Source organism: Pseudoalteromonas gelatinilytica, assembly GCF_001641615.1.
Classification (GTDB): domain Bacteria; phylum Pseudomonadota; class Gammaproteobacteria; order Enterobacterales; family Alteromonadaceae; genus Pseudoalteromonas; species Pseudoalteromonas gelatinilytica.
Genome location: NZ_LRRU01000020.1, coordinates 780,791 through 796,929 on the forward strand (window position 1 = coordinate 780,791; position 16,139 = coordinate 796,929).

The 16,139-nt window shown below is 40.8% G+C and carries 15 protein-coding genes; 9 read left to right on the plus strand and 6 right to left on the minus strand.

The features are described from left to right. Positions 1-53: 53 nt before the first annotated feature. Positions 54-1,382, plus strand: a complete 1,329-nt coding sequence (locus NH153_RS16480) for a sigma-54-dependent transcriptional regulator (RefSeq protein WP_063705867.1) — start codon at positions 54-56, stop codon at positions 1,380-1,382. Continuing rightward, positions 1,382-2,671: a sensor histidine kinase gene (locus NH153_RS16485; protein WP_063705869.1), complete on the plus strand. Its 1,290-nt coding sequence runs from the start codon at positions 1,382-1,384 to the stop codon at positions 2,669-2,671. Before NH153_RS16480 ends, NH153_RS16485 begins: the two co-directional genes overlap by 1 nt. Before the next feature lie 115 nt (positions 2,672-2,786). On the opposite strand, the gene NH153_RS16490 is transcribed toward NH153_RS16485, so the two are convergent. Next, complete coding sequence (locus NH153_RS16490; RefSeq protein ID WP_156503652.1) at positions 2,787-3,707, minus strand: hypothetical protein; 921 nt, start codon at positions 3,705-3,707, stop codon at positions 2,787-2,789. A gap of 112 nt (positions 3,708-3,819) precedes the next feature. On the opposite strand from NH153_RS16490, the gene nfi reads away from it, so the two are divergent. Continuing rightward, positions 3,820-4,488, plus strand: coding sequence for a deoxyribonuclease V (nfi, locus tag NH153_RS16495; protein WP_063705874.1), 669 nt, complete (start codon positions 3,820-3,822; stop codon positions 4,486-4,488). A gap of 11 nt (positions 4,489-4,499) precedes the next feature. Here the strand turns inward: nfi and NH153_RS16500 are convergent, their stop codons facing one another. Both NH153_RS16500 and NH153_RS16505 read right to left on the minus strand, forming a co-directional pair. Then, positions 4,500-5,396 carry a hypothetical protein gene (locus NH153_RS16500; RefSeq protein WP_063705876.1) on the minus strand — a complete coding sequence of 299 codons (897 nt, stop codon included), beginning with the start codon at positions 5,394-5,396 and terminating at the stop codon, positions 4,500-4,502. Positions 5,397-5,512: 116 nt separating this feature from the next. Next, complete coding sequence (locus tag NH153_RS16505; protein ID WP_054551536.1) at positions 5,513-5,851, minus strand: Grx4 family monothiol glutaredoxin; 339 nt, start codon at positions 5,849-5,851, stop codon at positions 5,513-5,515. A 264-nt stretch (positions 5,852-6,115) separates the two neighbouring features. On the opposite strand from NH153_RS16505, the gene NH153_RS16510 reads away from it, so the two are divergent. From NH153_RS16510 to NH153_RS16530, 5 genes are all read left to right on the plus strand, one after another. After that, positions 6,116-6,697, plus strand: a complete 582-nt coding sequence (locus NH153_RS16510; RefSeq protein WP_054551537.1) for a superoxide dismutase — start codon at positions 6,116-6,118, stop codon at positions 6,695-6,697. Positions 6,698-6,936: 239 nt separating this feature from the next. After that, a complete protein-coding gene (locus tag NH153_RS16515) occupies positions 6,937-8,859 on the plus strand; it encodes a PrkA family serine protein kinase (protein WP_063705879.1) in 1,923 nt (640 codons plus the stop codon). 27 nt (positions 8,860-8,886) lie between these two features. Continuing rightward, positions 8,887-10,173: a YeaH/YhbH family protein gene (locus NH153_RS16520; RefSeq protein WP_063705881.1), complete on the plus strand. Its 1,287-nt coding sequence runs from the start codon at positions 8,887-8,889 to the stop codon at positions 10,171-10,173. A 20-nt stretch (positions 10,174-10,193) separates the two neighbouring features. Next, the gene (locus NH153_RS16525; protein WP_063705883.1) at positions 10,194-11,708 is read left to right on the plus strand and encodes a SpoVR family protein; all 1,515 of its coding nucleotides are present in this window, start codon (positions 10,194-10,196) and stop codon (positions 11,706-11,708) included. A gap of 5 nt (positions 11,709-11,713) precedes the next feature. Next, positions 11,714-12,595: a universal stress protein gene (locus NH153_RS16530; RefSeq protein WP_063705885.1), complete on the plus strand. Its 882-nt coding sequence runs from the start codon at positions 11,714-11,716 to the stop codon at positions 12,593-12,595. Between the two features lie 52 nt (positions 12,596-12,647). Here the strand turns inward: NH153_RS16530 and NH153_RS16535 are convergent, their stop codons facing one another. Beyond that, positions 12,648-13,610 carry a sensor domain-containing diguanylate cyclase gene (locus tag NH153_RS16535; RefSeq protein ID WP_063705887.1) on the minus strand — a complete coding sequence of 321 codons (963 nt, stop codon included), beginning with the start codon at positions 13,608-13,610 and terminating at the stop codon, positions 12,648-12,650. A 3-nt stretch (positions 13,611-13,613) separates the two neighbouring features. After that, positions 13,614-14,618 carry a response regulator gene (locus tag NH153_RS16540; protein WP_063705889.1) on the minus strand — a complete coding sequence of 335 codons (1,005 nt, stop codon included), beginning with the start codon at positions 14,616-14,618 and terminating at the stop codon, positions 13,614-13,616. A 205-nt stretch (positions 14,619-14,823) separates the two neighbouring features. Here NH153_RS16540 and tpx point away from each other — a divergent pair, with 205 nt between their 5' ends. Continuing rightward, positions 14,824-15,405 carry a thiol peroxidase gene (tpx, locus tag NH153_RS16545; protein WP_063705891.1) on the plus strand — a complete coding sequence of 194 codons (582 nt, stop codon included), beginning with the start codon at positions 14,824-14,826 and terminating at the stop codon, positions 15,403-15,405. Positions 15,406-15,473: 68 nt separating this feature from the next. Here tpx and adk read toward each other — a convergent pair whose 3' ends face one another. After that, positions 15,474-16,118, minus strand: coding sequence for an adenylate kinase (gene adk, locus NH153_RS16550; RefSeq protein ID WP_063705894.1), 645 nt, complete (start codon positions 16,116-16,118; stop codon positions 15,474-15,476). Between the last annotated feature and the right edge of the window lie 21 nt (positions 16,119-16,139).

The window sequence follows — 16,139 nt, forward strand, 5'->3', positions numbered from 1 at the left end:
ACAGTGTAGCATTCATCTTGCACCCTTATTAGGAAAATAACTAAAACAATAATATGGAAAAAATACTTATCGTCGACGATAACCCAGCAATTTTGGATGCATTGTCGTTATTACTCGAAATTCACGGTTTTGATGTTGTTACGGCAAGTAACCCGTTTGAAGCAATTCAAGCCGTACAATACCAACGCATAGCGCTTGTTATTCAAGACATGAACTTTACCGCCGACACCACTTCCGGCGAAGAAGGCAAAGAACTTTTTTATGCCTTACGAGACATTAATCCTCACTTACCGATTATTTTGATCACCGCATGGACAGAGCTTTCTACTGCCGTTGAACTTGTCAAAGCAGGGGCTGCTGATTATTTACCAAAACCATGGGACGATGCCAAGCTACTTACTTGTGTAAATAACCTAATCGAGCTGGGTAAAGCAAAACAGCAAAACGAGACTTTTACCCGCCACCAGCAAGAGCGTGACGCATCTGTACAACAAGCAAATTTGGTGGGCTTGGTTTATAAAAGTACCCCTATGGAGCACATTGTTAATCTTGCGATTCAAGTGGCTAAATCGGATATTTCAGTGCTGATCACAGGCCCTAACGGCAGTGGTAAAGAGCGCATTGCGCAAATAATACAGGCTAATTCATTATTAGCAGATAAACCCTTTATCACTGTTAATGCCGGTGCTTTGCCAAGCGAGCTTATTGAGGCTGAATTATTTGGTGCCGAAGCTGGCGCCTATACTGGTATTACAAAACAGCGCATTGGTCGCTTTGAAGCGGCCGATGGTGGCACCCTATTTTTAGACGAAATTGGAAACTTGCCACTTTCTGGGCAAATGAAATTATTACGCATTTTACAAACCGGTGAATTTGAACGTTTAGGATCAACACAAACACGTAAAGTGAATGTGCGGGTGATTTCAGCTACCAATGAAGATTTAAGCCATGCAATTAAAACAGGTCAATTTCGAGAAGACCTTTACTACCGCTTAAATGTGATTGAGTTAAATTTACCAAGCCTTGCCCATCGCCCAGATGATATTTTAGCTTTAGTCGCACACTTTTTACCTGAGCGCACACTGTCGTTAAGTACGGAAAAAGCCCTACTAGCCCATAGCTGGCCGGGTAATGTTCGTGAGCTTGAAAATGCCTGTAAACGCGCTGGCGTTTTAAAACCCACAGGGGTGATTGAGCTTGCTGATTTTGGCTTACAAGTTGAAACAAACAGCCCAACACAAACAAGAGCAGAGCCTAACAAACAAGAGATCGAACTTGCCATGCGCGAATACAAAGGTGTGATTGCTAAAGTGGCTCGCCATTTTGGCTTAAGCCGCCAAGCGCTCTATCGCAGGCTTGATAAATTTAAGATTGAATACTAATGCGTTCTTCGTTTCGATATAAAATCATAACTTTGTGTATTGCAGCGTCTGCATTGCCGCTTGTGTTGGTGTGTTATTTTGCGGGCATAAGCATGCTTTACAGCCTATTAGCCCTGCTCGCTTGCGCCTTGATCAGCGGATTTTTTGCCGGGCAATTATCAGCTCCGCTCATTGATGGTATGAACTCGCTCGAAACCGGGCTGCTTAATTTTAAAGATGGTGAGCTGGCCACATTATTAGCCTATGATGGCAGTGATGAGCTTGGCGATTTATGCCGGCTTTATAACCAAACCGCAAAACAACTTCGCCAAGAAAAACAATGGATTTATCAGCGTGAGTTGATGCTCGACAAAGTGCTGCAAAGCTCGCCACAAGCTGTGCTTTTGACTAACGACCAAGGCTTTATTGTGTATAGCAACCACAGTGCCCGCAGCTTACTCGATGCTAAATCAGCCCTTGAAGGCGCCAAGCTTGAAAGCTTATTAGATTCAAGCTGCGAGCAATTAACGCGTGCCATTCACAAAGGCGTTGATGGCTTATTTACCCTCGACAAAGCAGATCAAGAATCACAAACTTGGCATATGGCAACAGGTCGATTATTACTTAATAATCAGTTTCACCAACTGTTTGTCTTTAAACAGCTGACCCGCGAACTAAGCCGCCAAGAAGTAGAGGTTTGGAAAAAAGTTATTCGTATTATTAGCCATGAGCTTAACAACTCCCTTGGGCCAATGTCATCAATGCTTCATAGCGCGCAACTTTTAACAAAAGAAGTCGATGAACCACGCTTAAAACGGGTATTTACCACCATTGAAGACCGCATTAAACACCTTAATGAGTTTGTGCAAGGTTATGGTAAATTTGCCAAGTTACCCACCCCTCAACTATCAACGATTAACTGGCCGACACTGATTGAGCAATTAAAAAGTCAGTGGCAGGTTGAGGTCTCACTTGATGAGCGAGTGACAACTGATGCTGATCACACTCAGCTCGAACAATTACTTATAAACTTATTAAAAAATGCCTATGAGTCAGGGTCAAACCCCGAAGATGTCAGCTTAACAGTGCAACAAGAAGCAAGTGGCACACACATCACGGTGAGTGATAAAGGTAAAGGTATGAGTGAAGCTGTAATGGCAAACGCACTTATTCCCTTTTACTCCACTAAAGCAACAGGCAGTGGCTTAGGGCTAGCACTGTGCAGAGAAATAGTTGAAGCACACCACGGGCAAATTAGCTTACATAACCGTGAGCAAGGTGGATTAAGCGTGCATGTTTTGCTGCCCTAATAGCCTTTAACACATTCGATATGGATCATGATTAACAAAGAAACCCGTAACATAATATGAGCTTTTGCAATGCTAAGCCGTATCATACTGATTAAATTACCACTTATTTAAACCTCTATGCTAATAAAGCCTTTTCGTTGAAACCTTGCTCATGTAACTTGGCAACGAGTTGTTCAAGCTCCTCATCTTTTTGAGGGGCTACAGGCTGTGTTAATAGTAAAGAAGTCACATTGCCAAAACCTGGGTGATCAAAATCAGGGTTCTCAAGGCCATGTTGTGCTCTTAGCGTTAACAGCATAAGTGCAGCATAAGGTGTAAATTGCCAGTTCATATTATCGAACTCAAAAAACATCTTACTCGGTGGTGATGCTACCTGAGTGACTTGATCGTCACATAACTGATTTAGATAAGCGGTGACTTTTGTTAAGTCAGTACTATTCCAGTTATCTAAAATAGCTTGGTAAGCAAAGTCATCTACAATCGGTTTTAGGGTATTATCACCTTTCGCCCGATCAAACAACAAGATGATAAAATCACCAATATGACTTTTTGAGCGGTTTATCCAGTTTTTCATATAACCGTTTTCGAATAATCTATAAAATTGCCGCGCATAATCATACTGATGTAATAAAACAGCTGTAGCTAATTGAAATACACTACCAGGTGAAATAACTCCTTCGTTTTCAACTCCAAAACGAATAAAACAGCGTTTTTGCTTTATATGCGCAATTGCTAATTCATAGTATCCATAATTTAAATAATAACTTAAGTGCTCTGCATCAATCACGCTGTCTTTAACTAAACTAGCTTGTGCAATATTTTCGTAAATTTTACATTGGCCTGACAGTTCAATATTAAGCTTTTCCCAAGGAGCAAAAGGTAATCGCTCATTAGAAAACTCTTCTCCCTGGGTTTTACCATGCTCAATATAGTGAGTAATTCTAACAATATTATCCTCAAAAATATTTTTATACTTTTCCGGGCCTTTGATTGCACGCTTACGCTTTCGTAAAAATTTTTCTAATTTTTTATTCATTATTAACATGTCACTGCTTTTTTGATGAGTAATAATAAACTTTATTTTTCATACAACTAGCATTTTTTATTATGATAAAATCTCACATTATACTTAGAATTTTTAAGATGTTATGTATATCAATAGTTTAAAAGAAGCACAGCTGTCGCTCTCTAAAAAAGTAAGAGCATCCGATGAAAAGCAGTGTGTTAAAACAATTGCTGGTGTCGATGTTGCTTATAACGAACAATTATCTGAAGTTGTTGGCGCAATTACGGTACTGAATGCTGATACATTAAAAGTACTTGAAGCACAAACTAGTATTGAGCCCATCAGCTTTCCTTATATACCAGGGCTATTTTCATTTCGTGAAGTGCCACCACTTTTAAATGCATATAACAAACTGACCATAAAACCTGATTTAATTGTTTGCGATGGCCATGGCCTTGCACATCCACGGCGTTTTGGTCTTGCTTGCCACTTGGGTGTCATATTAGATATCCCCACCATAGGTTGCGGAAAAACCAAGTTATTAGGCGAGTTTAATGAACTTGCAGAACACCGCGGCGCAACGGCAGATTTATTAGATAACGACGAAGTTATTGGCAAAGTGTTACGCACACAAGATAACATTAAACCTGTTTATGTATCTATTGGCCATAAAGTATCTTTAGAGACAGCAGTTGAGTGGGTCCTCAAGCTAACGCCTAAATACCGACTTCCCGAGACAACACGTCAAGCTGATCAACTGGTAAATAAAACTTTAAAAGAACATAGAGAAAAGACTTATGAAAAAACATAAATCTTAACTCATTAATAAAGCTTAAGTTTGTATAATATTTTTACCTTCTGAAAATTATCATTTCGAAAAGAAATGACCTCATCTAATGTTAAATTAACTAAATGGTGAAAGCTTAGCTCTTCTAGCTCCAGCCAAGCATGTTTTTTCAGCTCGTATAAAACACCCCAGCTAATATTTGAAACTAAAAGCGTATTAACTGGGAACTCTAACAGCGACGGCAGTAGTTCTGAAAATGTTATATCCGTTACGTCTTGTAAGCTAAGCTCTATAACATTATCAGAAAGCAATTTTTTTATATCGCTAAAACTCGTGATTTTTAGCGGTGAGTCATCAACCTTAGCATTCAAAGAAAAGATATCGTCAATACTCTTATAGATATATATACCGCGAAGCTTATTCTCTTTATTAAATGATAACTTTAAACTTCTTTTATCCCCTGCTTGAAACCTAGCTTCATAATAAGACAACACTGAAGGCTCATTCCATTCATATTCATACTGAATAGGACCAACACCGTAAAATAGTTCAGAGTAACAATCATGCTTTTGAAAATGTTGTGCCATTGCATCAGCAATCCATCCGTTGACGATACAGCGTACATCACACACCCAGCCATAAGCAGCCTCATAGACAACACCATTAAAAGGCTTACCTTCATGAAAAAGCTGTAAGTTTCCATCCCATTCTTCATCAATGATGCTATCTAATAACTCAAGCCCTTTAATATCGATATAAGGGAAATTGTAATCTCCCAATATTTCGCCATTAAAAAATTGCTTTTTGCTAACAACAACCCCACTTTCAGCATAAATAGCAACGCCCGTAAAGGGCGCTCCTTTGAAAAAGTAGGAACTTTCCTGTTTTACTAGCGCATCAGACACAACAAGTGATGGAGCTTCACATTTCATTTAATAACCAACCCAGCAGAAATTTGAACATGCATTTTATTTTAAAGTTGTGCCTAACTAAGCAAATGGATATAAAAAAAGCCGCAATCAGCGGCTTTTCTCTACACTAAATATAATTATTCAGCGTCTTTTTCTTTGTACTTTGCAGCTGTTTCAGTGATTAGTGGCTGTAATTCACCACGTTGAAACATTTCGATGATAATGTCACAACCACCGATAAGCTCGCCTTCTACCCATAGTTGTGGGAATGTTGGCCAGTTTGCGTATGCAGGTAACTCTGCACGGATATCTGGGTTAAGTAGAATGTCAACGTAAGCAAACTGCTCACCACACGCCATAAGTGCTTGTGATGCTTGTGAAGAAAAACCACAGTTAGGTAACTTTGGTGATCCTTTCATGTAAAGAAGGATTGGATTTTCAGAAATTTGCTGTTTAATTTTATCGATGGTTTCCATTTACAACCTCAAAAAAGACATTGGCTTACTACATTGGCCTTGAAAAAGTTTCACTGTGGCCTCAGATATATAACTTAAAATCGGCATTCGTAGCCACAATTTTAAATAGTCTTTAGCAATAGCATTGCTGTTTGCTAAAACTTGAGTAAAATACTCAACAATTATAGTAACACTATAATACCACTTGGTATAGGGAAGTACGCTGTTTACCTTGCTATTACCTATAACTGAGTGGACTATCAACCAAGAAGATGGAGATAAAAAATGGCATTTGAACTACCGTCACTACCATACGCAATCGATGCATTAGAGCCACATATTTCAAAAGAGACTCTAGAGTTTCACCACGGTAAACACCACAACACTTACGTTGTGAAATTAAACGGTCTGATCCCAGGCACAGAATTCGAAAACAAATCTCTAGAAGAAATCGTATGTTCTTCAGAAGGTGGCGTATTTAACAATGCTGCACAAATCTGGAACCACACGTTCTACTGGAACAGCCTATCTCCAAACGGTGGTGGCGAGCCTACAGGCGCAATCGCTGACGCGATCAACGCTAAATGGGGTTCTTTCGACGCATTCAAAGAAGCGTTAAACGACAAAGCAGTTAACAACTTCGGTTCTAGCTGGACTTGGTTAGTTAAACTAGCTGACGGCACACTTGATATCGTTAACACATCAAATGCTGCAACGCCATTAACTGATGAAGGTGTTACACCAATCCTAACTGTGGATCTTTGGGAACACGCTTACTACATCGATTACCGTAACGTTCGTCCAGATTACCTAAAAGGTTTCTGGGCATTAGTTAACTGGGACTTCGCGAACGCTAACTTCGCTTAATCTTCTGTTACTAGCAGTAATCAAAAAAAGACGCTTCGGCGTCTTTTTTATTGCCAGTGCACGCCCCTTCTAAGTCGCAGCCAAGCCCTCAGCCAAAAAGCGTAATCAAGATGAGCTTTTTTCAATTAAATTCTTAATTTTCTTGCGCAAAAATTCAAAATCGTGACTAAGCTTTAATTAGCCTTTGCTTTTCTCTTAATCTAATTACACGTCATTTTAGCGGGTTTTCGGAGGTCTCTATGAGTATTTTTGAGCATTACCAATCACGATACGAAGCAGCGCAAGAAGAAGAATACAGTATTGAGGAATTTCTCGAGATCTGTAAGAAGGATAAATCAGCTTATGCCAGCGCACCAGAGCGGCTATTAATGGCCATCGGTGAGCCGGAGATTATCGACACTTCAACCGATGCGCGCTTAAGCAGGCTGTTTTCTAATCGCGTAGTCGCACGCTACCCTGCATTTCACGATTTTTATGGTATGGAAGATGCCATTGAGCAAATCGTCTCTTATTTAAAACATGCTGCGCAAGGCTTAGAAGAATGTAAGCAAGTACTGTATTTACTTGGCCCGGTAGGTGGGGGTAAATCATCCATTGCTGAAAAGCTTAAATACTTAATGCAGCAGGTACCTATTTATTCGATTAAAGGCTCGCCTGTTAACGACCACCCTTTAGCGTTATTTGACCCAAATGAAGACGCTGAGCTTTTAGAAAAAGAATACGGCATTAAACCGCGTTATTTAAAAACGGTGATGTCACCGTGGGCTGCAAAACGCTTAAGTGAATTTAATGGTGATATTAGCCAATTTAGAGTGGTTAAGCGCTATCCATCTATTTTAAATCAAGTTGCGATTGCTAAAACCGAGCCGGGCGATGAAAACAACCAAGACATTTCAGCGCTAGTCGGTAAAGTCGATATTCGCCAGCTTGAACACTTTGCGCAAAACGACCCTGATGCGTATGCCTATTCAGGTGCGCTTTGTTTAGCAAATCAAGGCTTAATGGAGTTTGTGGAAATGTTTAAAGCGCCAATCAAGGTGCTACACCCACTACTTACAGCCACGCAAGAAGGTAACTACAACGGCACAGAAGGTATCAGTGCCCTGCCGTTTAGCGGCATGATTTTAGCTCACTCAAATGAATCTGAGTGGCAAACATTTAAAAACAACAAAAACAATGAAGCATTTTTAGACCGTGTTTACATCGTCAAAGTGCCTTACTGTTTACGTGTTTCTGAAGAAGTTAAGATTTACAATAAATTGCTTGAAAACAGTGAATTACATGATGCCCCTTGTGCACCGGGCACATTAAAAACACTGGCACAATTTACCACCCTTTCTCGTATGAAAGAGCCTGAAAACTCAAGTATTTATTCAAAAATGCGCGTCTATGATGGTGAAAGCTTAAAAGACACCGACCCGAAAGCGAAGTCGTATCAAGAGTACCGCGACTACGCGGGTGTTGATGAAGGCATGACCGGGCTCTCTACCCGCTTTGCGTTTAAAATTCTATCGCGAGTGTTTAACTTCGATACCACTGAAGTGGCGGCCAACCCAGTGCACTTATTCTATGTTCTTGAGCAGCAAATAGAGCGTGAGCAATTTACCGCCGACGTTGAAGAGCGTTACTTAAGCCACTTAAAAGGGTATCTCATTCCTCAGTACGTGGAGTTTATTGGTAAAGAGTTACAAACGGCCTACTTAGAATCGTACTCTGAATATGGGCAAAACATCTTTGACCGCTACGTGACGTATGCTGATTTCTGGATCCAAGATCAAGAATACCGCGACCCAGATACTGGCCAGCTATTTGACCGTGCTGCACTTAACGCAGAGCTTGAGAAGATTGAAAAACCTGCGGGTATTTCAAACCCTAAAGATTTCCGGAATGAAATAGTCAATTTCGTACTGCGTGCGCGTGCGCACAACCAAGGCAAGAATCCGCTTTGGACCAGCTACGAAAAACTTCGCACGGTTATTGAGAAGAAAATGTTCTCAAATACCGAAGATCTGCTGCCGGTTATTTCCTTCAATGCGAAAACCTCGGCTGAAGATCAGAAAAAACACGAAGACTTTGTCAATCGTATGGTTGAGAAAGGCTATACCCAAAAACAAGTACGTTTACTTTCTGAATGGTATTTACGCGTTAGAAAATCGCAGTAAAAAAACGTTTGTTTTAAGGGGGTTGTTATGGCGCATTTTATTGACCGACGCCTGAATGGAAAAAACAAAAGTACCTTGAATCGTCAACGGTTCATCAGGCGTTATAAAAAACAGATTAAAGAAGCGGTATCTGATGCCATTAATAAGCGCAGCGTAACCGATACCACTAGCGGCGAGAGTATCTCGATTCCGCAACGTGATATCAGTGAGCCTATTTTTCATCAAGGACGTGGTGGCGACCGTGAACAGATCCACCCTGGTAATGACCAATTCTCTACGGGCGACAGAATTAAGCGCCCGCAAGGAGGCGGTCAAGGGGGTGGCAGTGGCGAAGGTGAAGCCAGTGATTCTGGTGAAGGACAAGACGACTTTGTATTCTCTATTTCAAAAGATGAATACCTAGACTTATTGTTCGAAGACCTTGAACTGCCTAATCTGCAACAAAACCAGCTCGATAAACTGGTGCAAATGAAAACCCATCGTGCTGGTTTTTGTAACGACGGCATGCCCAGTAATATTGATATTGTTCGTTCATTACAAGGTTCACTCGCCCGCAGGGTGGCAATGACCGCAGGCAAAAAACGTCACCTTGCAGAGCTTGAAGGACAACTCGCGTTACTCAAAGCAGAAGAGCAACCTAATAAAGCGGCCATCGCTTTACTTGAACGTCAAATTGAGGAACTACAAAGTCGCATTAAAGCGGTGCCTTTTATTGATAATTACGACTTACGTTTTCGTAACTATGAAAAACGACCACACCCTACAAGCAAAGCCGTAATGTTTTGTTTAATGGATGTGTCAGGCTCGATGGATCAAGCGACCAAAGACATGGCAAAACGCTTTTATATTTTGCTGTATCAATTTTTAACCCGTAGCTACAAAAATATCGAGGTTGTCTATATTCGCCATCATACTCAAGCGAAAGAAGTCGATGAGCAAGAGTTTTTCTATTCTCAAGAAACGGGTGGCACCATCGTTTCAAGTGCATTGAAACTGATGAATGAAATCATCGCCGAGCGTTATAACCCTGAAGAATGGAACATTTACGCAGCACAAGCCTCTGATGGCGATAACTGGGCCGATGACTCGCCAAACTGTGGCGAAATTTTACGTAATAAACTGTTAAAGGCGGTGCGCTATTACGCCTATATTGAAATTACCGCCCGTGCTCATCAAAGCTTATGGCGTGAGTATCAATCGATAGCACAAACCCACGACAATTTTGCCATGCAACACATTCGTGGCGTTGAGGACATTTACCCAATTTTCCGTGAATTATTTAAAAAGAATCGTCAGCAGCAAGGCGTCGCATAGCCTTGCGAGTGAGGTAAAGTATGGCCGATAAACGTATTAGCGACGGTCCTGATTGGACATTTGATTTATTAGCAGAGTATCAAACTGAGATTGAACGGGTAGCGAAAATTTATAAACTCGATACCTACCCAAATCAAATTGAGGTGATCACTGCTGAACAAATGATGGATGCCTATTCGAGTGTGGGTATGCCGATTGGCTATAGCCACTGGTCGTATGGTAAAAAATTCATTCAAACAGAACAAAACTATAAACGTGGGCAAATGGGTCTTGCTTATGAGATTGTGATTAACTCAGATCCGTGTATTGCTTATTTAATGGAAGAAAACACCCTGCCAATGCAAGCCTTGGTAATGGCGCACGCTTGCTATGGCCACAATTCATTTTTTAAAGGTAATTACCTTTTTAAAACTTGGACTGATGCCAGTTCAATCATCGATTACTTATTATTTGCCAAAAATTATATTGCTAAATGCGAAGAAAAATACGGCATCAATGAAGTTGAGAATCTCATCGACTCATGCCATGCGTTAATGAATTACGGTGTGGACCGCTACAAACGCCCGCAACGTATTTCACTGTACGAAGAACAAAAGCGCCAGCAAGAACGTGAAGATTACTTACAATCGCAAGTCAACGAGTTGTGGCGCACAATCCCTACTTCGCAGCAAGAATCAAAAAAACGTGAGCGCCGCTTCCCTGCTGAGCCACAAGAAAACATTTTATATTTCATCGAAAAAAATGCGCCGCTGCTTGAGTCATGGCAGCGTGAAGTAATTCGTATTGTGCGTAAAATTTCGCAATATTTTTACCCCCAAAAACAAACTCAAGTGATGAATGAGGGCTGGGCTACGTTTTGGCATTACACCATTTTGAACCACCTGTACGATGAAGGTAAGCTCACCGATGCCTTTATGCTCGAGTTTTTACAAAGCCACACCAATGTAGTGTATCAACCGCCCTACAACAGCAATTATTATTCAGGGATCAACCCTTATGCTCTTGGCTTTAATATGATGGTTGATATTCGCCGTATTTGCGAAAACCCAACCGAAGAGGACAAGAAATGGTTTCCGGAGTATGCCGGCAGTGATTGGTTAGAAACCTTACATTTTGCAATGCAAAACTTTAAAGATGAGAGCTTTATAAGCCAGTTTTTATCGCCAAAAATTATCCGAGATTTTAAGCTCTTTACCATTATTGATCATGAAAAAGAGCCAACCCTTAATGTCGGCGCTATTCATGATGAAATGGGCTATCACAAGGTTCGTGAAACGCTTTCTGCACAATATAACTTAAGTAATCACGAACCAAACATTCAAGTCTATAACGTTGATATTAGAGGAGATCGTTCACTTACCCTGCGTTATGTACCCCATAACAATATTCCATTAGCGAAATCAAAAGATGAAGTACTAAAACACCTTTACAGGCTATGGGGCTTTAAGGTAAAACTGGAACAAGAAACCTCAACAGGTGAAGTTTCATTATTGGGTGAATGCCCAAGCAGTGATACCCGACACACAACAGAGTAGGCAAAATGGATAAAAAAATACTGGTGATCATCGACTCGATAGCCGATGCTAAAACGTCAATATTACACGCAAAACAAAAAGCCAAAGGAGTGAAGCATATTGATATCGTCGCCTTTAGCTATGAAGACACCAACAGTATTTTATATTCTATTCCACCCGATGAAGCGCTCGCTATTCAAGATAAGGAGCTCGCAAAAGTTCGTAATGCGCTAAGCCCTCTTATTAGCGAGCATTTAGACGCTAGCAGCTATACGTTGCAAACACTGTGGCATGAAAACCCAGTGCAGTGGCTTGCCAATGAACTTGATACGTCAGATTATGAAATGGTGATTAAAACTCGCCATATTGACGAACAAACGCAATTTACAGAGCTTGACTGGCAACTTATTCGCTTTAGTCCGTTACCGCTTTATTTAGCTGCTGATAACAAATGGCGAAACAATACCAATGTGTTAGCTGCGCTTGATTTGGGCAGCGAAAAAGCAACCAAATACCGCTTAAACGAAGCGATTATTAAAGCGGGATTAGCCTATGCTAATGACTACGACAGCGAGTTTTATGCCTGTTATACCGTGCATGTATCTCCGTTTTTACGTGATTTGGGGATTGTATTTTCAGATGAGCAAGTCATTAATGCGTTCGAAAAGCTACCGATAGCGCAGCGTGCCTTAATTGAAGCACATGACTTAAAAGATAAACTTGAGATTAAAGCGGGTGTCGTTGAACAAGTGATCCCAAGTATTGCTGCAAAATTAAATGCCGATTTAGTGATTATGGGTTCGGTGGGCAATACCGGAATTAAAGGTCATTTAATTGGTAATACCGCAGAAAAGGTTATGAAACTACTTAAAACAGATATTCTCGTTTTACCGCCGCTTGGCGTTTAACTCGTATCACTTAATAGAATTGTTATGAAAAAGGGGCTTATTAGCCCCTTCTTTATAAATCTGTATAAGCTGTCACCCTGTTACGGCCATTTTCTTTAGAGTGATACAAGGCTTTATCTGCCGCTTCAACCCATTTTTCGTAACGATCAAATTTTTCGTCAAAGCACGCAAAACCAATACTGACCGTCAGTTGAATTTGTTTGCCACCAAAGTAAATCGATGAATTCTCAATCAGCGTTCTTAATCGCTCAGCGAAGATATGCGCTCCTTCATGATCAGTATCGAGCAAAGTTACCGCAAACTCTTCCCCACCGTAGCGTCCAGCTAAGTCTGTTTCACGTAGAGTTTTACGAAGCAAGTCTGCAATATGACGCAACGCCTCATCCCCACCGCGGTGACCATGTTCATCATTGACCTTTTTAAAGTGATCAATATCGAACATCAATAAGGTGCTGCACCCGCCACTACGAACAATACGCATATATTCTTTGCGTAACTTTTCTTCCCAATAACCGCGATTGGTTAGCTTGGTAAGTGCATCAGTGCGGCTCATTTGTTCAAGCTTGCTGTTGGCTTCTTCTAGCTCTTTTTTATTCACCGCTTCATCGGTTACATCATAGATAATGATACAGATATGCGATACTTCGCCTGTGGTCGTCGTCAGTGGTATAAAGGTGGCATTTTGATACATATGATCCGCTTTACCTGTAATTGGGCGGTAATTTTTAAAGCGGAAAATATACGGCTGCTGCTCCCAGATAGTAAACGAGCGATTATTTAAGATGAACACAGACTCTGATTTGCTGCGAAACCACTTTTCATCGATTGATGGAAATAAGTCGAACAGATCTTTGTCTTTCACCGCGCTGGGCAATAAGCCAGAATGGTTTTCCATAAACCCATTCCATATGCATACTTTGTAGTCTCTATCGAGCACTACTAGGCCTACATCAACGGTATTAAACATATCCATTAACCAATGGAGTTCATTCATATTAAAATCGGCTGCAGGCATAGTCTAGTCTTCTAATAAATAAGCTACTTTGTACTTAAGGGTTTTTAATGAGTCCTCGGTGAACAGCAACATCAAATCACAGTTGATATTGTGATTTTCGATGCCATAGCTGATCTCAATCGCCAGCGTTCGTTGCCAGCGAGATTTATTGGCTTTTACTAAATCGGTCACATCACAATGCTGACCTAGTACCACAGGATGACCTTGGCTAAAACGCATATCGAGCTGTTTAGAAAGCCCTGATAGTATTGCACCTATCAGAATGTTGCTGACATCCATCAACAGCTCAAGCTCAACTTTATCGTTAAGCTCACCTTCGTAATTCATTAGTGATGCAATTTCTTTAAAGCTTGAATCATTTAGCAGTAATAAGGCTTCACCAGACACACCGCCGCCAATAAATCCTTGGCATACACCTGATGTCGTTGCGTTAGCATCAATTGAGCGTAGAGCCATATCTAGCTCATTTACTTCTAATACATTTACATTAGGGATTGGAAGTTTTACGAATACATTAAGAAGACGCGCTAATAAGTCCCCTGCTTGCCCCATAGCCACGTTTGTGAGTTCTTGATAGATGTCACGTACATCAGGGTCAACTTGCTCACCTAGCTTATTAGCAAGTCGTTCACGCATGGCTTTGTCTTTAATGCCATGATGCTCGATGATATTGGCAAGCTTTTCTGCAGAACACGGTTTTTGAATAAAATCGATAGCACCTAACTCAAGCACACGTTGATGGGCGTTAGGCTGGATATCACCAGAAACAACGACAGTAAGCACATGAAGGCCTTGATCTTGAATGGCTTGAAGTACTTCGTAACCATCCATTTCAGGCATGTTTAAATCGAGAAATAGAATTTCTGGCTGGAGTTTTTTGATTTGCTCAATACAGTGCACACCGTCCTCAGCAAACTCAACTTTAATATCCCAATCATCGGGTAAAGAGCGCGCTAATTGTCGACGAGCTAACTTTGAATCATCACAAACTAATACCGATGTTGACATACTCTCTCTCTAAATCCGCACTTTTTAACTAGACACAAATTTGACTAGTAACTTTATTCTTATTTTTATATATAAAAAATAGGGTCACGAACACATGTTAATCAAACTATTGGTTATTTACAATTTTAAATTGTACTAATCCTTGGACCGACTCCTTGAGTATAATACACTGATGTTAAATGCGTTAATTTGAAGGAATCTTATTATGTTACGTCCACTTATATTTGCACTTGGTGCAGTATGCACGTTTAGTTATGCGGGTGATTTATCAGAAAATAGTTTAGATGCTGGTAAGGTTTCTGCGCAGTCAAAGCCTGTCACCTTACTAGGACAAGGTGTTGAAGTTGGTCAAAATGCACCTAATTTTAAAGTAGTAGATGGTAGCTTTACACCCGTCACACTAGACAACTACCAAGGCCAAGCGGTGCTTTTAAGCGTAGTGCCAAGTTTAGACACCGGTGTATGCAGTATTCAAACCAAACACTTTAATGAAAAGGTAGCTTCAGAATACCCAAGTGTAGCCATGCTTACTCTAAGCGCTGACTTACCATTTGCTCAAAAACGTTTTTGTAAAGCAGAGAATATCGACAAAGTGGTGACTTTATCGGATTCTGTATGGCATGACTTTGGTAAGAACTACGGTTTGATTATCAAGGATATGGGCCTACTAACCCGTGCGGTATTTGTATTAGATAAAGAGCATAAAATCGTTTACAAACAGCTCGTTGATAACCTTTCAAAAGAGCCTGATTACGACAGCGCTATTGCTGCGTTGAAAAAACTGTAAAAACTCAATATCAACTCGCATAAAAAAACCGCCCAAATGGCGGTTTTTTCATATCTGCAATTAGGCTATTAACCTAAAAGCTCACCAAGTTGTTGGCTAACAGCTTCAACAGCTTGTGTACCGTCTAACTTGTGGTACTGAGTGTTGCCTGCTGTTGCTTCAGCTTGGTAGTAATCAACTAATGGTTTAGTTTGGTCGTGGTAGATACCTAAACGCTTACGCACTGTTTCTTCAGTGTCGTCATCACGAATGATAAGGTCTTCACCTGTGATATCATCTTTGCCATCAACTTTTGGTGGATTATAAACAACGTGATAAACACGACCAGAACCTGGGTGTACGCGACGGCCGCCCATACGCTCAACGATGATTTCGTCAGCAACGTCAAACTCGATAACGTGATCAACAACCACACCATTCTCTTTCATTGCATCAGCTTGAGGGATCGTACGTGGGAAACCGTCTAGTAAGAAACCTTTTTCGCAATCTGGCTTAGCGATGCGCTCTTTAACTAGACCGATAATAATTTCGTCAGATACTAATTGACCTGCATCCATTACTTTTTTAGCTTCAAGGCCAAGTGGTGTACCTTCTTTGATTGCTGCACGCAGCATATCGCCCGTAGAAATTTGTGGAATACCGTATTTGTCCATCAAAAACTGAGCTTGAGTACCTTTACCTGCACCCGGCGCGCCCAAAAGAATAATGCGCATATCATTGTCCTCTGTGTGATA